The following is a 17,816-nucleotide window of genomic DNA, read 5'->3' on the forward strand; positions in this document are numbered from 1 at the left end:
AGCGCATCTGCATGGGCGCGATCATAGGGGCGAACCCGGATCAGAACGTGATCGTGAGGCGGACGGTATCGGAATAATTCCCGATCCCGACGTTCTGCAGGGCCGGGATGCGTCCGTAGATCGTGCGCGTGGCGCGCAGCGAGAACAGGGTGCTCACGCAGCCGTCGGAACTGATGCCGATGAAGCAGTTGACCGTGTCTGTCGCGGCCGTGGCGCCGTCGCCCCACACGATCGAGCGCGCGTTGTCGGTGTAGAGCTGGTACCCCAGCAGGTCGGGGCCGCTGGGGGTCGTCATGCGGCGCGCGGGGTAGCTCGTCGCGCCGCCGTCGTCGAGCGCGACGTTGACCGTGCCGTAGTTGCTGCAATCCAGGCGCACCGAGCCCGTGCCGTCCAGCGCGCCCGTGGCCTGCGGATCGTAGACACCGAACGCGACCGCCGTCGTGGTGATCGTGCAGGTCTGCGCCTGCGCGGACGGCGCGAAGCCGAACCAAGCGAGCGCGATCGCGAAGAGCAGCCATGTGGCCAGCGGGCGTTTCACTGCGGTGCTTCGCAGGTGATGTCGCCGAGGTCGGTCACGCCGCCCGCGGCCTGCGCCGGCACATCGATCACGCACCGCACGTTGCCCGCGTCGTGTTCGATGGTCGCCACGTTGCGGCCGGCCTTCAGGCCTTCGAAATAGAACATGCCTTCCGAGCCGATGGGCATGTCGATCCCGGCGTCCGCGATGTGCGCGAGGTCGCCCGCGCCCGCGCCGGCATATTTGAAGTGCCCCGTCACCGCGTGCACGGTGCGCGCTTCGAGCGTGACCACCGAACCCGTGTTGCGCGCCACCTGCACCTTGTGTTCCGGCTTGTCCATCGCGACGTCGGCGGAGACCGCGCCCGTATCCACGGCGACGCGGCTGGACTGGAACGGCATGAGGTCGCGCACGAGCAGGTCGCCGTGCGCATCGGTGCGACCGACGGTCACGTTCTCGCGCATGATCGGCACGTTGGCCAGGCCCGGCACGCGCACCAGCGCGAACCCGCTTTCGACCGGCGGCGTGGCGAACATGCGGCCACCGACGGCGACGAGCGCGCCGCTGGCCACGCCGCGGATGCCGGTGTCGCTGCCGTAACGTTCGGCTTCGAGCGAATAGCGACCGAAGCGGCCTTCGTATTCGCCCAGCGCGTACTGGCTGTCGTTGTCGCCGTTGTCGTGCAGGCTCACCGAGTAGCCGAAGCCCGTGTCGGCCGGGCGCGAACGGCGCGCATCGAACCCGTAGCCCGTGTTCGTGTCGCCGTTGCGGTCCTGGCGGACGGCACTCGCGGAGAAGCTGTCGCGGTCGAAGGCGATGTTGAAGTTGAGCTGCGCGGTGGTGTCGCGGTACGCCGTCGACTCCAGGCGTTGCACGACGAAATACATTTGCGCGCGGCCCCCGAGCTGCCAGCTTGCGGACATCCCGGCGCTGCGTTCGACCGGCGTGCCCACGCGCTTGTGCCGGCCGGCGTTGAGTTGCAGCGCAAGCCCGCTGGCTGGCGTGAACGAGAAAGAGGCGTAGTCGTTCTCGCGCGTCGGCGCGAACAGCGTGGCGAAGGACGACACGTCCGACAGGCGGCGATAGTCGTCGCTCGCGTGCAGCGTGCCGAGCCCGAGCGCCCACAGGCGCGTGCTGTAGCTGTAGTTGAACGACGAGGCGTGGCCGGTGCCGAGGCCGTCGCGATCACTCGCGGCGACCGCGATCGCGAATTCGCCGATCGCCGTGTTGAACGCGGTGTCCATGCCGACGTTGCGCAGCGTGTCGTTGCCTTCGATGCGTCCGCCGAGCGTGAAGTCCTGCGACAGGCCGCGGCGATACCAGGCCTGCATCGCCAGCGAACTCGCGTAACCGCCGTCGCCGAAGCCGCTGTCGGTGCGCGGCGCGCCCAGGCGCACGGCGTATTCGCTCAGGCCTTTCGCGAGCAGGCGCGGGCTGCCGCCGTAATACGACTGCGTGGCCAGTTCGCTGCGGTTGCCGAGCGGGTCGCGCACGATCACGCGCACGTCGTTGCGGCCCGGCGTGATGCCGAGGCGCTCGAGCGTGAACGGACCGGCCGCCAGGTCGCTGCGGCCGATGAGCGTGCCGTTCGAATAGACCTCGACGGTGCCGGGGGCTTCGAGCACGCCGGAGTAATAAGGCTGCGGGAACGTGATGAGGTACGGATCGAGGTCGAACGCGCGTTCGACGCCGATGCCGCCAAGCAGCTGGCCGCCGGCGAGCGGATCGCGCGCGATGGCGTACTGGTCGCCGACCGTCCAGCGACGCAGGCCGTCGACCTGGTCGTATTCGAAACGCGTCAGGCCGCGCTGCCAGCCGAGCAGATCGTCCCAGCCGCCGGTGCTGCGCAGCGCGGCGTTGCCGCGACCCACGGCGGCATCGAAGAAGACGTTGCGCTGGTCGTGGTTGCCCACGGTGGCGGCGTAGTTGAGGAACGCGGTCCACGACTGCGTGCCTTGTTCCGCGACGGCCGGCCGGGAATACAGCGACGCGTCCTGGTGCGGCAGGCGCTCCGGGCGCAGGTGCAGGTCCAGGCGCAGCAGCGAGCGATCGATCGCGAACGTGCTGCCGTGGTTGAGCTGGTGCAGCGAAATGAAATCGCGTTCGCCGAGGTGTTCGGGCGTGACGGCGGAGGTATCGATGCTGGCGGCGGCGAGCGCTTCGCGATCCACGAGCACGTCGTCGCCGCGCGCGATGACGGGCGCGACGCCGACGCAGCGATCGTTGATGCACAGGTCGAGCAGCAGCGTTTCGTCGCCGGGCAGCGCGTGCACGGAGCCTGCGAGCGCCAGGCCCGTGCAGAGCGCGAGCAGGCGACGACGCAACCGCCGCGAACGGGCGTTTCGGGAAGACGGGCGAACGGGCGGTGGCGGCAGGCCGGGGCCGTCCGTCAGGGCGCGCATCGGCGCGCTCCGGGCGCGACATCGGCGGTCATCGGCGCCGAATCGGTGAGTTTCACTTCGATGTGCGCGGCATGCGCGCAGACCGAGTCCTTCAGCGCGACGCGCGTCGGCAGGCGGGCGCCGGCCAGCAAGTAGCCGACGGTGACGTGGCCTTCCTGCAGGACGCGGTTGTTGGCATCGAGCACGCGCACGTTGGCGTCGGACGGACCGGAAAACCCGGTGCCGGTGTTGCGGATATCGAGCAGCGTGCCCTTGCCGTCGACGCTGTCGACGGTGAACGACAACGCGGCCTTCGCCTTCGGCGGCTGCACGAAGACCGGGATGCTCAGCTTCGTGAGCATGCGCACCGCGCCGGCCTGCACTTGCTTGCGGCCGGGCAGTTCCTGCACTTCGATGCGATAGGCGATTTCGGAGGTGACGTTGGGCGAGATGGTGCCCACGCGCAGACGCGCTTCGCCGTTGGGCTGCATCGTCAGGATGAGCGGATGCACGACCAGGCCGCCGGCGTCGGGCTGGAGTTGCCACTTGCCGTCGGCGCCCTGCTGCCAGCGCTGCACCTTCACTTCCATGTCGAGCGGCTCGCTTTCCTGGTTCGTCAGGACGAGCGTTTCGACCGGATGCGTGCCATCGAGATGGACGCGCGTGTTGTTGAGGCTGATCTGCGCCGCCGAAGCGATGCCGGCGATCGAGGTCACGAGGGCGAGCGCGCTGAGCGCCGCATGTCGACGAAGCCGGGAAATGCGCATTGCGAAGGTACCGAAAGGGCCCGGCGTCGCCGCCGGGCCCGGTGGATCAGAAGGTCAGGGTGGCCGTGACCGTATCGGCGTAGGAGCCGGTGGGGACGTCCTGGTTCATCGGGATGCGACCGTAGACCGTCACCGTGCGGGCGGCGTTGGACGGCGCGGCGACCATCGTCAGCGAATTGGTGCCCGAGGTGCAGCCCCACACCGTGGTGCGGCCGGTGTTCTGGTACAGGAAGTACGGCAGGCGGTCGGTGCCGCTGGCCATCTGGCGGAGCGGGGTCGTGCAGCTGGACGTGCCCGCCTTGTTGGCCGGCAGGCCTTCGTCGAGCGTGATGACCGGCGCGGTGCCCTTGGTGCAGCGCACGTCGATCGAACCGGTCGCGTCGTCGTTGGCGGCGAAGTGGGTGTTGGCCGGGTCATAGACCGGGAACGCGACGGCCTGGGACGCGGTGACGACGCAGCTGGCGTTGACGGTGGCGGTGACCTGGAACGAGCCGGTGGCCGTGGCGGCGGTGGCGTTGCTGGCAGCGAAGAGCACGCCCACGGTTGCGGCGGCGAGAAGAGCGGTACGCATTGAGTATTCCCCTAGTGCACGTGAAATGTGCTCGACGCGGACGGCGTCAGCGGGGCGAAAGCTAGTGACCTCAGGTATACGCCGCAACAAAAATCACGGGGCGATCACATTTCCATCACAAAAATGTGACGCACATCACAAAAGCGGCCTATTCAGCGCCGTGAATCGCTCAGATTCCTGTGCCGCGGAGCGTCCTGGGCAGGTGACATTGCGCGTCAGGTCCTTTTGGGCATGTCCGATAGCGGTAACCCCGTGACCTTAGATAGCCCCCGGGGGTGACTTCTGGGCGCGCCGCTACCCTACTTGATGAATGCGGGGGTGAGCATCGGTCACCCCCGTTAGCGGAACCAGCGGTCGATTTCGCGGGACAGACGGTCGCCCAGCGAATCGACGCAGAGGAACAGGCCTTCGAGGCCGGTCTGGTGCCATCGGCTGCAGGCCGGGGGCGAGGAAGCCGCGGGTCGTGGCGACGCCACCGGCGTCGTCGTGGTGGGGACGGCGCTCGCACCTGCCACCGTGGTCGAGCTGGCTACCGGGCGTTGCGCGCCCCCCGTGCGTCGCGCGTCGTCGGTGAGGATGCGGCCCGTGGCCTGGGCGTCGAGCAAGGTGGCGTTGACCGGGTTGGACAGCGTGACCAGGAAGGTCTCGTCGGGTTCGCGCGCGAGGTCGCCGTTGATGACCACGTCGAACGAACGCGCCGTCTGCCCGGGCGCGAAGCTCAGCGAACCGCTCGCGCTCACGTAATCGCTGCCCGCCTGCGCCGTGCCGTTGGACGTGGCCAGCGACACCGTCACCGTGGAGGTCGACGCCGCGGAGAGGCGCACCGCGAAACTCGCCGTGCGGGTGCCCGACTGGCCTTCGCTCACCGACACGTCGTCGATCGACAGCGACGGCAGGCCGGGCGCCCGCTTCCACCCGCGCTGCACCACCTCGAAGTCGCTGGCGCTCAGCGTCGAGAACGCGGGGTTGAGCGTGCCGTTGTTCCAGCGCACGTCGAAGGTGCCGGAGATGTACATGTCCGAACCGTTGTCCGCGACGATCAATCCGTACTTCTGCATCGCGCGGAAGATGCCGCGCGCCATCGGGTCGGTGGTGCGCAGCGCGGGATCGACGCCGTTGACGCTGGTCTTCAGGCGCAGGCGCGCCCCCATCGGCAACGCGCCCGCCGTGCTGCCCGCGGTGTGCGAGGCCGGATACACGTGGCCGTTGCTGGTGCGCACGGTGACGCGGAAGGCGTGGTTGATCTCCGCGCCGGAGGCGGCTTCGTCGTAACGCACCAGGCCCGGGAAGATCGCCAGGCCCGCCGCATCTGCCGAGGTCCAGGTGTCCGGGCGGCGATCGTTGCGCGTCATGTCGAAGAACGCACCGGACCCGCCGTACCAGCGCTGCTGCGCGGTCGAATACCAGACGTTGTAGAGCTCGTAGAGCGTGCGGTGCGTGCAGTCGATGACCAGCAGGTGGCGATCGTTGTCGTTGCGTTCGTCCACGCTCGCCGGCGATCCGCCTTCCACCCAGTGCGCCTGCGAGATCGCCTGCGCGGGGATCGGATAGAACGGCACGCCTGCGCCGGTCTGCGGGTTCACGCCATCGCTTTCGTCCCAGTAGTCGAACGTGACCGGTTGCAGCGGTTGGCTGCCATCGACGACGGCATACGGGAATCCGTAGATCGTGGTGCTGCCGGGCGATTCCTCGCCACCGAAGTCCGGATGCAACTTGCGCGTGCCGCCGTTGTTGAGGAAAGCGATGAAGCTGGCGGAGTTGCCGTCGACCGGCGCGGCACTGATGTCGGTGTTCCACCAGTTGTCGGCGGGGAACACGGGCAGCGGGGCGGCGATGGGCGCGCCCTGCGACGGGACGGTGGCGGGGCATTGCTGCGCGTGGGCGGCGGGTGCGCCCGCGAGCGCTGCGAACAACGACAGGGTCCAGCGCATCCTTGGGCCGATCATCGCGACGCTCCTTGCGTGGGGCGTGCGAGAGGGTCGTTGCGGGGCGGGGCAGGGTCAACCGGCGCGCGCCGGAGTTGAATCGCGCGTCACAGTTGTCGCGTGCGGAACCGGCGGGTCAGCCCAGGGACGCCAGGTCTTGCCGGATCGTGTCGATGCCTGCCCACGGATCCTTGCGTTGCTTCTTCAGCCGCGCGACGGTGGCATCGAGGTCGAAGGCGTCGCCGCGCTTCAATGCGGCCAGTTCGCGCCACGCCAGCGGCACCGCCACCGGTGCGCCGTCGCGTGCGCGCAGCGAATACGACGCCACCGCGGTCGCGCCGCGCCCGTTGCGCAGGTAGTCGACGAAGATTTTCCCCGGGCGCAGTTTCAGCGTGGCGGTGGCGAGGTAGCGATCGGGCTCCGAGCCCGCGAGCGCTTCGGCGAACCCTTTCGCGAATTGCTTCACCAACGGCCAGCGATTGCCGGGGTTCAACGGCACGACGACGTGCAGGCCCTTGCCGCCGGTCGTGCGGAGGAAGGATTGCAGGCCGAGTTGTTGCAACAGGTCATGGACTTGCTGCGCGGATCGTTTCACTTCCGCGAACGGCACGTTGGGGCCGGGGTCCAGGTCGAACACGATGCGGTCGGCGATGTCGGGCGTGTCGGCGTGCGAGCCCCACGGGTGGAACTCGAGCGCGTTGAACTGCACGAGTTCCATCAGGCCGGCGAGATCGTCGACGACGAGGTAGTTCGCATTGATGCCGGCTTCTTCCTTCAGGCGCACGAAGCGCACGACGTCGAGGCCTGCGGTGTGGTGTTTCTGGAAGAAGCACGGTTTCCCCGCACCGCTCGGGCAGCGGATGATCGAAAGCGGGCGGCCTGCGATGCCGGCGAGCAAGTGCGGTGCGACGGCGCGGTAGTACTCGGCGACCTGCAGCTTGGTGATGCCGCGGTCGGGGAAGATGATTTTCGTCGGGCTGCTGAGGCGGGTTTCGGGGGCCGGGGCGCGTTCGCGCGCGGTGGCGCCGGCGCGTTTCGTGGCTGTCTTCTTCGCCGCCTTTTTCGCGGGCGCGCGATCGGAATCCAGCAGGTCGTCCACGTCCTTGTCCAGCCGCAGCGTTTTCAACGACGGCTGCCGCAACACGCCCGAGTTGCCGATGCCGCGGATGAACACCTCGACGACGAACGCAGGCTTGAACCAGGTCGCGCGCTTGCCGTCCGCCGGCGTGATCGCATTCGGCGGCACGTACACCGTGGGCGTGGTGGAGGTCTTGCGCTTGCCGATGTGTTCGACGATCTCGCGGATCAATTCGCCGGTGAAGCCCGTGCCGACGCGGCCGGCGTACGACCAGCCGTGCTCCGGATCGGGCCGCGCGAGCAGCAACGCACCGAAGCCCGTGCGCGCGCCTTGCCCCGGCGTGGTGCCGACGACGGCAAACTCGTCGGAGTCCAGGCGCTTCGTCTTGCGCCAGTCGTCGCCGCGCCCCGCGTGGTACGCGCCTTGCGCGCGCTTGGAGATGATCCCTTCGAATTGCTGCTCCGACGCGAGCGCGAATGCGGCGTCGCCTTCGTCGCCGGGGACGTGCGAGCTGTAGGCGAGGTGGGGGGTCGGCGTGGACAGCAGGTCTTCGAGCAACGCCTTGCGTTCGACCAGCGGTGCCTTTCGCAGATCCACGCCTTCCAGGTGCAGCAGGTCGAACAGCACGTACGACAACGCGCCTTGTTGTTCGCCCGACAGCGTGGCCTGCAGCAGGTTGAAATCCGCCTGCGTGCCGCGGCCCGCGATGAGTTCGCCGTCGAAGGCCGCACTTTGCACGCCCAGGGCTTCGAGCGCCGCGCGCAACTCCGGCACCTTCGCCGTCCATTCGATGGCGTTGCGCGACCAGATGCGCACCTTGCCGCCGACCATCGTCGCCACGAGGCGGTAACCGTCCCACTTCACTTCGTGGATCCATTGCGCGCCGCTGGGCGCGGTGTCGCCGAGTTTCGCGAGTTGGGGTTCGAAGGCTTCGTTGCGGAGCGTGGCCTTCTTCGCGCCGGGGAGCTTCGAAGCCTTCGCGGCCCAGTCGACTTTGCGGCGTCGCTTGGGGGCAACTTTTGCGATTTTCTTCGCGGTCTTTTTTGCCGCTTTTTTCGGAGCACCGGGCGGGGGCGTCACATCGTCCAGCAGTTCGTCGGCTTCCACGGGGCCGGCATACGCGTCCTTCTCCTTGAACAACAGCCACGTCGGCTGTCGCGCGGCCTTGCCCGAGCGCACGAGATGCCACTCGCCCTTCAACTTCTCGCCGAACAACTCGAAACGCAGATGTCCCTTCGCGAGTTGCGCTTCCGGGTCGTAGGGCGTGGACCACACGCCGTGGTCGAACAAGGCCACGTGCCCGCCGCCGTATTCGCCGTGCGGGATGTCGCCTTCGAACGATGCGTAGGACACCGGGTGGTCTTCGACTTCCACGGCCATGCGCTTCACCTTGGGGTCGTAGCTCGGCCCCTTCGGCACCGCCCAGCTCTTGAGCGCATCGCCGACCTGCAGCCGGAAGTCGTAATGCCGGCGCGACGCGTGATGCAGCTGCACCACGAAAATGGGGCGCTCGCCCTTCGGCAACGGCTTGCCCGGGGCGGGCTCGCGCGTCTTGTCGAACTGTCGCTTGCGGCGGTACTCGGTCAGGCTCATGACGGTTCCATCACGGGCTCTCCACCACCGGCAGAGGTATCAACGGACGCTACCAAACCGCCAGCAGGAGGTCGTGATGACAAAGCGCGAACTGGTCGAACCCACCCCCGGCGACAAACGCCTCCAGCGCCGGGACAACAAGGGGCGTTTCGCCGAGTCCGACGACCTGGGCAAGTCCCTGGGCCGGGACCAGCAACACCAGGCCGCCCACGAGGCGCCGCGTGGGGAAGGGGACAAGGGCGATCGCAAGCACTGAATTCGGCTTGATGCGCCTGCGATAGGATCGCCGCCATGTGCGGACGATTCACCCGTAACTTCACCTGGCAGCAGGTCCGCGACTTCTCGCGGATGCTGGACCTGATCACGCCGGAGGAGGACGCGCCTCCGGCGGCATACAACATCGCGCCCACCGATCCGGGTCCCGTGATCGTCGCCAGCGAAGGCGGCGGTGGTCGCGTCGAAACCATGCGTTGGGGGTTGCTGCCGGCGTGGTCGAAGGACACGCGGCTCGCCTACAGCACGATCAACGCGCGCCTGGAATCGATCGCGGAGAAACCTGCGTTCCGCGAACCCTTCAAGCGACGCCGTGCGCTGGTGCCCGCCACCGGGTATTACGAGTGGCCGGTGATCGATGGGCGCAAGCGTCCGCACTACATCACGCTGGCTGGTTCGCCGGTGATGTTGTTCGCCGGCGTGTGGGAGTCGCGCAGCAACGGCGCGGGCGGACAGTTGCTGACCTATAGCGTTGTCACGCGTGCAGCCGATCCGGTGATCCGCCCGGTGCACGACCGGATGCCGCTGATCCTGCCGCCCGAGTTGTTGCACGACTGGTTGCACGGCGATGCAGACCGGGCGATGCAAATCGCGCATGCCGCACCGGAGCCTTCGCTCGTCTTCCACGAAGTCGACCCTGCCGTCGGCAATGTCCGAAACCAGGGCGAACAGTTGATCGCTCCCATGCCGTGCGCGGCGGATGGCCTCTTTCCGTAGACGATTCGCGTCTCCGCACTGAATTTGCACGAATGCCTCCGGGCCAATGCCCCAAGGGGCCATAGCGCATCCCCGGGCCCGGTGTTTTGCTGGCGCCGCTGCTCACCGAACGGGGATCAGCGCGGTCTCCCGCGGGGCGCGGGAAGTACCACGCGACGTGCGACACGGATTCGCAGCAACCGCAGGAAACGTCGTATCCGGCTATCAACGGATGCGCAGGGAACCTGCGTGTTGCGAATCCGCCGCACATCGCGCTAGCCGAGAACATGCACGCATGATTCTTCTGTCTAGCGAGGAAGTTTCGTACTCCGACACAGGAATGCGACGACTACTTCGATAGGCAATCGGCCGGAAGAATGCGCCCCACTTTCTGCGCGGGGGCGCCATCCAATGTCACATAGCAACAATCGAATTACTCCCACGAGGATCGCGAAGGCGATTGCGGTGTCCTTGGTCATTTCGCTCGGCGCCGCCACGGCGAAGGCGGGCGAGGCCGAAACCTCCTCATCCGAAGTCCTCACCGAAGACGAGCGCAAGAAGCGCGAAGCGTTGCTGGAAGCGAAATCGCGCGCGCAAACCGACAAGATCAAGTCGAAGCTGCCGGACATCGGCGGCGGCAACACGAGCAAGGCCGAAGCCGAAGCGAACCGCAGGCTCGCCGAAAGCGCCGCGGCCAAGGCCACGACGGTCGCGAAGAACTTCGTCGCCTCGTCGCAGAACAACAGCACCGCACTCACCCCGGACCTCAAGAACCAGGTGGTGCAGGAAGTCGTGAACACCGGCCTGTCCGCGGGCGTGCAGGCGGCGAAGAGCAGCGGCAATCCGTTCCTCGGCAACCTCACCGGTTCTGCGTCGTGGAGCGAGGACGGCGGCCTGGACTTCAACCTGCAGACCATCGGCGTGCTGTCCGGAGAGGGCATCGGCAACAACTGGCTGCTGCAGGTGGGCGCCCACAACGAACTGGATCGACCGACCGGCAACGTCGGCCTGGTGTATCGCTACGTCACGCCGGACAAGAAGGCGTTGTTCGGCGCGAACGTGTTCTACGACCACGACTTCCAGGCGGGCGCCAACCGCGTGGGCGTGGGCGTGGAAGCCGCGACGCAAAGCACGCGGTGGTTCGCCAACACGTACGCGCCGTTGTCCGATAGCTGGTACGACGTCAAGGACAACGACGACATCCAGGAACGCGCCGCGAGTGGTTACGACCTCGGCATCACCTACAGTCCGTCGAAGTTGCCGGGCCTCGATCTCACATTGAAGGGCACGTGGTGGCAGGGCGAACGCGTCGATGTGTTCGGCACCGGCAACACGCTCGAGAACCCCAACGTGTGGAGCGCGAAGATCGCGTGGTCGCCCGTGCCGTTGATCGGCGTGAGCGTGGAGCACGACAAGGCCATCGGTGGCCCCAGCGACACGAAGCTGATGCTGAACTTCAACTACAAGTTCGGCGTGCCGATGTCGCAGCAGACGCTGACGGGTGCAGTGGGCTACCTGGACGCGGAAAACGATCCGGAAGGTACGCACACCTACCAGTGGTACCGCGCCGACAACGCCGCCGGCACCACCAACCGCGTCGCCATCGCCAGCGCCACCGCACTGACGTATGTCGTCACCGCCGACGACCAGGGCAAGTTCCTGGTGTTCGGGGTAGTGCCGAAGGCGACGACGGGCACGCCGAACGTGGGTCTCGAGGCCTTCAAGGTCACCACGATCGCAGTGCCGGCGTCCAAGCCGGTCGCGTACGACCTGAGCATCGAAGGCAACGCCGTCGTCGGCCAGACGCTGCGCGCGCTCTACAAGTACCGCGACGACGAGAACGACCTGGAAAGCGGAACGACGTTCCAGTGGTGCCGCAGCAGCGTCACGTGCAGCATCGGCGACAACACCGGCATCGAGTACGTCGTGAAGGCGAGCGACGTTGGCCACAAGCTGGTCTTCAACGTCACGCCGAAGTCGGCCACCGGCACCACGGCCACGCGCACGGGCAACGTGGTCTGGAGTGCGGAGACCGCCGTTGTGACCGGCACGGCGCCGACCATGACCGACCCGACGATCACCGGCACGGTGAAGGTGGGCTCGATCCTCACCGGCAACCCGCAGGGCTACCAGGACGCACAAAGCGACCCGCCGGGCACCCACACCTACAGGTGGTATCGCGCCGACAACGCCGCCGGCACGCTCAACAAGACGCAGATCGGCAGCGCCACCGCGAGCACGTACACACCCGTTGCAGACGACCAGGGCAAGTGGCTGGTGTTCGAAGTCACGCCGGTGAGCGCATCGGGCACGCCGAACACGGATCCGGCGAATGCCAGGAGCGTGGTCACCACGGTTGCAGTGCCTGCGTCCAAGCCGGTCGCGTACGACCTGAGCATCGAAGGCAGTCCGATCGTCGGCCAGACGCTGCGTGCGCTCTACAAGTACCGCGACGACGAGAACGACCTGGAAAGCGGAACGACGTTCCAGTGGTGTCACAGCAACGTGGGCTGCAGCATTGGCGACAACACCGGCGCCGAGTACGTGGTGAAGGCCTCCGACGTTGGCCACAAGCTGGTCTTCAACGTCACGCCGAAGTCCGCGACGGGCACCACGGCCACGCGCACGGGCAACGTGGTCTGGAGTGCGGAGACCGCCGTGGTGGCCGGCACCGCGCCGACGATGACCAACCCGACCATCACCGGCACGGTGAAGGTGGGCTCGGTGCTCACCGGCAACCCGCAGGGCTACCAGGACGCACAAAGCGACCCACCGGGCACCCACACCTACAGGTGGTACCGCGTCGACAACGCCGCCGGCACGCTCAACAAGGTGCAGATCGGTGGCGCCACCGCGAGCACGTACACGCCCGTTGCAGACGACCAAGGCAAGTGGCTGGTGTTCGAAGTCACGCCGGTGAGCGCGTCGGGCACGCCGAACACGGATCCGGCGAATGCCAGGAGCGTGGTCACCACGATCGCAGTGCCTGCGTCCAAGCCGGTCGCGTACGACCTGAGGATTGAAGGCAGTCCGATGGTCGGCCAGACGCTGCGTGCGATCCACAAGTACCGCGACGACGAGAACGACCTGGAAAGCGGAACGACCATCCAGTGGTGCCAGCACAACACCTTCTGCCCCGTGGGCTCGGGCGCGACCTACGTCGTGCGACCAGAGGATGTCGGCCACCAGTTGTTGTTCGTTGTCACTCCGAATTCCGCAACCGGCGCAACGGGTACGCGAACGGGCGACCAGGTCTGGAGTACTCCGACCGCCACGGTCACCAGTCCCGGCTCTGCGCCAACCGCGAATCCAACCATCACCGGCAGGCCTATTTATTTGCAGACGCTGACTGCAAACCCTGGCTACCAGGACGTGGATGGCGATGGGCAGGACACCTCAACGAGCGGCACCAACTACAGGTGGCGGATCCCGGAAACCGATGCAACCCTCAAGATGGGTCGCGGCAACGCATTCGCGACGTACGCGGTGCAAGCTGCGGCCATGACGTACGAGGTCGAAGTGGTGGTCACACCGCGCTCCGCGACGGGCACGCCAGCCGAGGGCCTGGCGCGCGCGAGCTCCAAGGTGTACGTGCCGCATTCGCAATGGACGTCCTGGACGGCGAGGAGAATTACCGCCAACACATTCGGCGACGCAGGCCCGTCCATGAACGTCAATATCCCCAGGATCCCCGTGGCCAGGCGCGTCACCGTCCAGGTCTGGAATGAAGGGTACTTCGTGCACGGCTACTACTCCGCCGTCCAGCTCATCGCTCCGGACGGCACGGTTTACAGCCACGACCACCTCATCGATGTCGTGGGAGGAGCGACCTATACATTCAACGTCAACGAAGCGACGGGCGGCACCTGGCGAGTCAGGGTCAACCCTGGGAACATGAATGCCGAAATACAGGTGACCGGCTTCCAGCTCGACTTCTATCCGTTCTGAAAAAGAGGTCACGCGCTTCCAGCCCGCCCGATGTCCATTGCCACGCTGGAGCAGGGACCTTGCGCGTGAGAGACTCCGCCCCATTCCGCCTCCCGGAATGGGGCCTCCATGCGCGACACCACCACCGCACGCATCGCCGTCATCGGCCTGGGTTACGTCGGCTTGCCGCTGGCCGTGGCCTTCGGCCGCCGCAGCGACACGCTGGGGTTCGACATCGATCCATCCCGGATCGCGGCGTTGACGCAAGGGGCAGGGGACAGCAACCGGGAAGTCACGCCTGACGAACTCGCCGCGGCCACGCAGCTCCGCTTCACCTCCGACCTCACCGCGCTGCGCGACCGCGACGTCTTCATCGTCACCGTCCCCACGCCCATCGACGAACACAAGCGCCCGGACTTCAGCCCGCTGATCTCCGCCTCGCGCTCGATCGGCACCGTGCTCAAGCGCGGCGACGTGGTGATCTACGAATCCACCGTTTACCCGGGCGCGACGGAAGAAATCTGCGTGCCGGAACTCGAACGCACCTCCGGCCTGCGCTTCAACCACGACTTCCACGTCGGCTACAGCCCGGAACGCATCAACCCGGGCGATCGCGAACGCCGCCTGGCCAACATCCCGAAAGTCACCGCCGGCTCCACGCCGGACACCGCGACGTTCGTCGACGCGCTGTACCAGACGATCATCACCGCCGGCACGCACAAGGCCTCCAGCATCCAGGTGGCCGAAGCGTCGAAGGTGGTCGAGAACACGCAGCGCGACGTCAACATCGCGCTGATGAACGAATTCGCGCTGATCTTCCATCGCCTCGGCATCGACACGACGGAAGTGCTGGAAGCCGCGCGCACGAAGTGGAACTTCCTGCCGTTCCGCCCGGGCCTGGTCGGCGGGCATTGCATCGGCGTGGATCCGTATTACCTGATCCAGCGCGCACAGGCCGCGGGTTACTACCCCGACATCCTGCTCGCCTGCCGCCGCATCAACGATGCGATGGGGCAGCAGGTTGCCGCCGAAGTGATCAAGCTGATGGTGCAGCGCGGCCTCACGATCGCCGGCGCGCGCATCCTGCTGCTGGGCCTGACGTTCAAGGAAAACTGCCCCGACCTGCGCAACACGCGCGTGGTCGAACTGGCCGGCGAGCTCGAGGACTACCGCGCCACCGTCGACATCCACGACCCGTGGGCCAGCGCCCACGAAGCCTTGCAGGAGTACGGCATCCGCCTCGTCGATACGCCCGAGGCCGGCGCCTATGACGCCGTCGTGATCTGCGTGGCGCATGATGAGTTCAAGGCGCTGGGCATCGACGGCCTGCGCCGGCTGGGCCACGCGAACGCGGTGTACTACGACATCAAGAGCCTGTTCCCGAAGGATGCCGTCGACGCGCGGTTGTAAACGAACTCCATGAGGTCCTGATGTCGCTCAGCCGCTTCTCCGCGTATCTCATCAGCCTCATCGCGATGGTCGTCACCGGCCTCTACGCGCGGCACAACCTGCAATGGCTCTGGGCGTTCGCGGTGTTCCTGGGCCTGTCGATCCTCGGCACCATCGACCTGGCGCAGAAGAAGAGCACGCTGCGCCGCAACTACCCGCTGCTCGCGCATTTCCGCTTCGGCCTGGAATCCATCGGCCCGGAGATCCGCCAGTACTTCGTCGAATCCGACACGGTCGAAACCCCGTTCTCCCGCCTCGAACGCGCGCTCGTCTACCAGCGCGCCAAGTCCGTCAACGACACGCGCCCCTTCGGCACGCTGCAGGACGTGTACGGCGTGGACTACGAATGGATCAACCATTCGATGCGCCCGTCTGCCATCCCGAGCGACGACTTCCGCATCGACATCGGCGCCGACCGCCCGAAGCCGTACTCCGCCAGCGTGTTCAACATCTCCGCGATGAGCTGGGGGGCGCTGTCCGCCGCCGCGATCCGCGCATTGAACGAAGGCGCGCGGCGCGGGCACTTCTACCACGACACCGGCGAGGGCTCGCTGTCGCCCTATCACCTGGAGAACGGCGGCGACATCGTGTGGGAAATCGGTTCGGGCTACTTCGGCTGCCGCAATGCCGAGGGCAGGTTCGTCGAGGAAAAATTCAAGGTCGGCGCCGCGCACGAACAAGTGCGCATGATCGAAGTGAAACTCTCGCAAGGCGCAAAGCCCGGCCACGGCGGCGTGCTGCCGGCCGCGAAGGTGAGCGCGGAGATCGCCGCGGTGCGCGGCGTGCAGGAAGGCGTGGATTGCATTTCGCCCGCGCGCCACACCGCGTTCACCACGCCCATGGAACTGCTGCAGTTCGTCGATCGGCTGCGCAACCTTTCCGGCGGCAAGCCCACCGGCTTCAAGCTCGCCATCGGCCATGCGTGGGAATGGTTCGGCATCGCGAAGGCGATGCACGAATCGCAGATCCTCCCGGACTTCATCGTCGTCGACGGCGCCGAAGGTGGTACGGGTGCCGCGCCGGCGGAATTCATCGACCACGTCGGCGTGCCGATGCACGAAGCACTGATGCTGGTGCACAACACGCTGGTGGGGCTGGACCTGCGCGACAGGATCCGCATCGGCGCCGCCGGCCGCATCGTCAGCGCCTTCGACATCGCGCGCACGATGGCGATGGGTGCGGACTGGTGCAACGCGGGGCGCGGTTTCATGTTCGCGCTGGGCTGCATCCAGTCGTTGTCGTGCCACACCGACCGCTGTCCGACGGGCGTGGCGACGCAGGACCCGCGCCGCTGGAAGCACCTGGACGTGACCGACAAGGCCACGCGCGTGCACAACTTCCACCAGAACACCTTGCACGCGCTGCGCGACCTGCTGTGCGCCGCCGGCCTGGAACACCCCGGCGAACTCGGCCCGGAACACATCCTGCGCCGCGTCTCGCCGGTCGAAGTCCGTTCGCTGGCTGCGCTGTATCGCTTCCTCAAGCCCGGCGAACTCCTGGCGCACATCCCCGACCATGCGGTGTTCCAGCAGTTCTGGGCCGAAGCGCGCAGCGACAGCTTCGCCGCGCCGGCGAAGGTGAGCGCGCTGCGGATCGGCAAGTCCGTCTAGCCGCTGCATTCACGCACGCGCGGGCCATGCTCGCGCCATGGCCAAACCGAAGCTCGCCACCAAGCTCGATCCCACGAAGAAGAAAACCGCGCCCCGCGCCGAAAGCGGCAAGAGCGTCCGTGCGCCGGCGATCGAAGCCCTGATCCGCCGCGCGCAAGGCAGCCTGGCCGGTGCGCTGCTGCGCCGCTTCATCGACGCCGACCTGCTGTCGCAATCCGCCGCGCTCGCGCTGTACGCCTTGCTGTCGCTCGCGCCGCTGCTGCTGATCCTCGTGTGGCTGACGAGCGCGCTGCTGCCGGGCGCGCAGGACGCGCTGATGCAGCAGATCGCGTTGCTGGTGGGCACCGATGCCGAGAAGGTGGCGCGCACCATCGTCGACAACGCCGCGCAACGCCCCGACACCGGTTCGATCGCGGGCTGGTGGAGCGTGCTGCTGCTCTTCATCGGCGCGACCGCCGTGTTCGCGCAATTGCAGGACGTGCTCAACCGCATCTTCCGCACCGACGCCACGCACCTGCCGGGCCTGATGGCGTGGCTGCGCAAGCGCGTGTTCTCGCTGGGGCTGGTGTTCGCGCTGGGGTTCCTGCTGCTGGTGTCGATGACGGTCAGCACGGTGTTGCAGATCGCCTTCGCGCGCGTGGAATGGATGCTGCCGCTGATGGCCAGCGTCGCGGCGTGGCTGATCTACGCCATCGGCTTCGCGCTCACGTATCACTACCTGCCGGATCGGCCCGTCGGCTGGAAGCGGGCGGTGCAGGGCGGGGCGGCGACGGCGTTGCTGTTCGTGCTCGGGCGCGCGGCGATCGGCTGGTACCTCGCGCAGGCCGATCCCGGTTCGGCGTACGGGTCGATGGGCACGCTGGTGCTCGCGCTGGTGTGGATGTACTACGCCGCGCTGATCGTGTTCGGCGGCGCATTGCTCACGGCGGTGGTGGACGAACGCGCCAGGTTGCGCGCGACGACCAAAGCCAAGGTGCGTCCGTCGCGCGTCGTGTCGTCCTGATGTCGAGACCGATCGCCTAGCGACGC

The 17,816-nt window shown here is 67.2% G+C and carries 12 protein-coding genes; 6 read left to right on the forward strand and 6 right to left on the reverse strand.

Annotation, left to right across the window (positions count from 1 at the left end):
* Positions 1 to 40: 40 nt before the first annotated feature.
* The 6 genes from LYSCAS_RS13010 to ligD form a co-directional block, all read right to left on the reverse strand.
* Entirely contained in the window at positions 41 to 538 is a 498-nt protein-coding gene (locus tag LYSCAS_RS13010) for a Csu type fimbrial protein (RefSeq protein WP_213434451.1), read from the reverse strand.
* Positions 535 to 2,919 (reverse strand): fimbria/pilus outer membrane usher protein, encoded by a 2,385-nt coding sequence (locus LYSCAS_RS13015; protein ID WP_213434452.1) that lies wholly within the window; start codon positions 2,917 to 2,919, stop codon positions 535 to 537. Before LYSCAS_RS13015 ends, LYSCAS_RS13010 begins: the two co-directional genes overlap by 4 nt.
* On the reverse strand, positions 2,907 to 3,665 hold the full coding sequence (locus LYSCAS_RS13020) for a fimbrial biogenesis chaperone (RefSeq protein WP_213434453.1): 759 nt from the start codon (positions 3,663 to 3,665) through the stop codon (positions 2,907 to 2,909). The genes LYSCAS_RS13015 and LYSCAS_RS13020 overlap by 13 nt, the downstream gene beginning before the upstream one ends.
* Positions 3,666 to 3,711: 46 nt before the next feature.
* Complete coding sequence (locus LYSCAS_RS13025; protein ID WP_213434454.1) at positions 3,712 to 4,236, reverse strand: Csu type fimbrial protein; 525 nt, start codon at positions 4,234 to 4,236, stop codon at positions 3,712 to 3,714.
* Between the two features lie 338 nt (positions 4,237 to 4,574).
* Positions 4,575 to 6,167: a Calx-beta domain-containing protein gene (locus tag LYSCAS_RS16185; protein ID WP_407075148.1), complete on the reverse strand. Its 1,593-nt coding sequence runs from the start codon at positions 6,165 to 6,167 to the stop codon at positions 4,575 to 4,577.
* A 130-nt stretch (positions 6,168 to 6,297) separates the two neighbouring features.
* Positions 6,298 to 8,832 (reverse strand): DNA ligase D, encoded by a 2,535-nt coding sequence (gene ligD / locus LYSCAS_RS13035; protein ID WP_213434456.1) that lies wholly within the window; start codon positions 8,830 to 8,832, stop codon positions 6,298 to 6,300.
* Positions 8,833 to 8,908: 76 nt separating this feature from the next.
* On the opposite strand from ligD, the gene LYSCAS_RS13040 reads away from it, so the two are divergent.
* The 6 genes from LYSCAS_RS13040 to LYSCAS_RS13065 all read left to right on the forward strand — a co-directional run bounded on the left by LYSCAS_RS13040 (position 8,909) and on the right by LYSCAS_RS13065 (position 17,790).
* Positions 8,909 to 9,088, forward strand: a complete 180-nt coding sequence (locus tag LYSCAS_RS13040) for a hypothetical protein (protein WP_213434457.1) — start codon at positions 8,909 to 8,911, stop codon at positions 9,086 to 9,088.
* A 35-nt stretch (positions 9,089 to 9,123) separates the two neighbouring features.
* Positions 9,124 to 9,822 carry an SOS response-associated peptidase gene (locus LYSCAS_RS13045; RefSeq protein ID WP_213434458.1) on the forward strand — a complete coding sequence of 233 codons (699 nt, stop codon included), beginning with the start codon at positions 9,124 to 9,126 and terminating at the stop codon, positions 9,820 to 9,822.
* 444 nt (positions 9,823 to 10,266) lie between these two features.
* Positions 10,267 to 13,749, forward strand: a complete 3,483-nt coding sequence (locus tag LYSCAS_RS13050; protein WP_213434459.1) for an inverse autotransporter beta domain-containing protein — start codon at positions 10,267 to 10,269, stop codon at positions 13,747 to 13,749.
* Positions 13,750 to 13,857: 108 nt separating this feature from the next.
* Positions 13,858 to 15,138 (forward strand): nucleotide sugar dehydrogenase, encoded by a 1,281-nt coding sequence (locus LYSCAS_RS13055; protein ID WP_213434460.1) that lies wholly within the window; start codon positions 13,858 to 13,860, stop codon positions 15,136 to 15,138.
* A 20-nt stretch (positions 15,139 to 15,158) separates the two neighbouring features.
* Positions 15,159 to 16,787: an FMN-binding glutamate synthase family protein gene (locus LYSCAS_RS13060; RefSeq protein WP_213434461.1), complete on the forward strand. Its 1,629-nt coding sequence runs from the start codon at positions 15,159 to 15,161 to the stop codon at positions 16,785 to 16,787.
* Positions 16,788 to 16,824: 37 nt separating this feature from the next.
* Positions 16,825 to 17,790, forward strand: coding sequence for a YihY/virulence factor BrkB family protein (locus LYSCAS_RS13065; RefSeq protein WP_213434462.1), 966 nt, complete (start codon positions 16,825 to 16,827; stop codon positions 17,788 to 17,790).
* Positions 17,791 to 17,816 lie beyond the last annotated feature (26 nt).

Source organism: Noviluteimonas caseinilytica (assembly GCF_018406605.1).
Classification (GTDB): Bacteria; Pseudomonadota; Gammaproteobacteria; order Xanthomonadales; family Xanthomonadaceae; genus Noviluteimonas; species Noviluteimonas caseinilytica.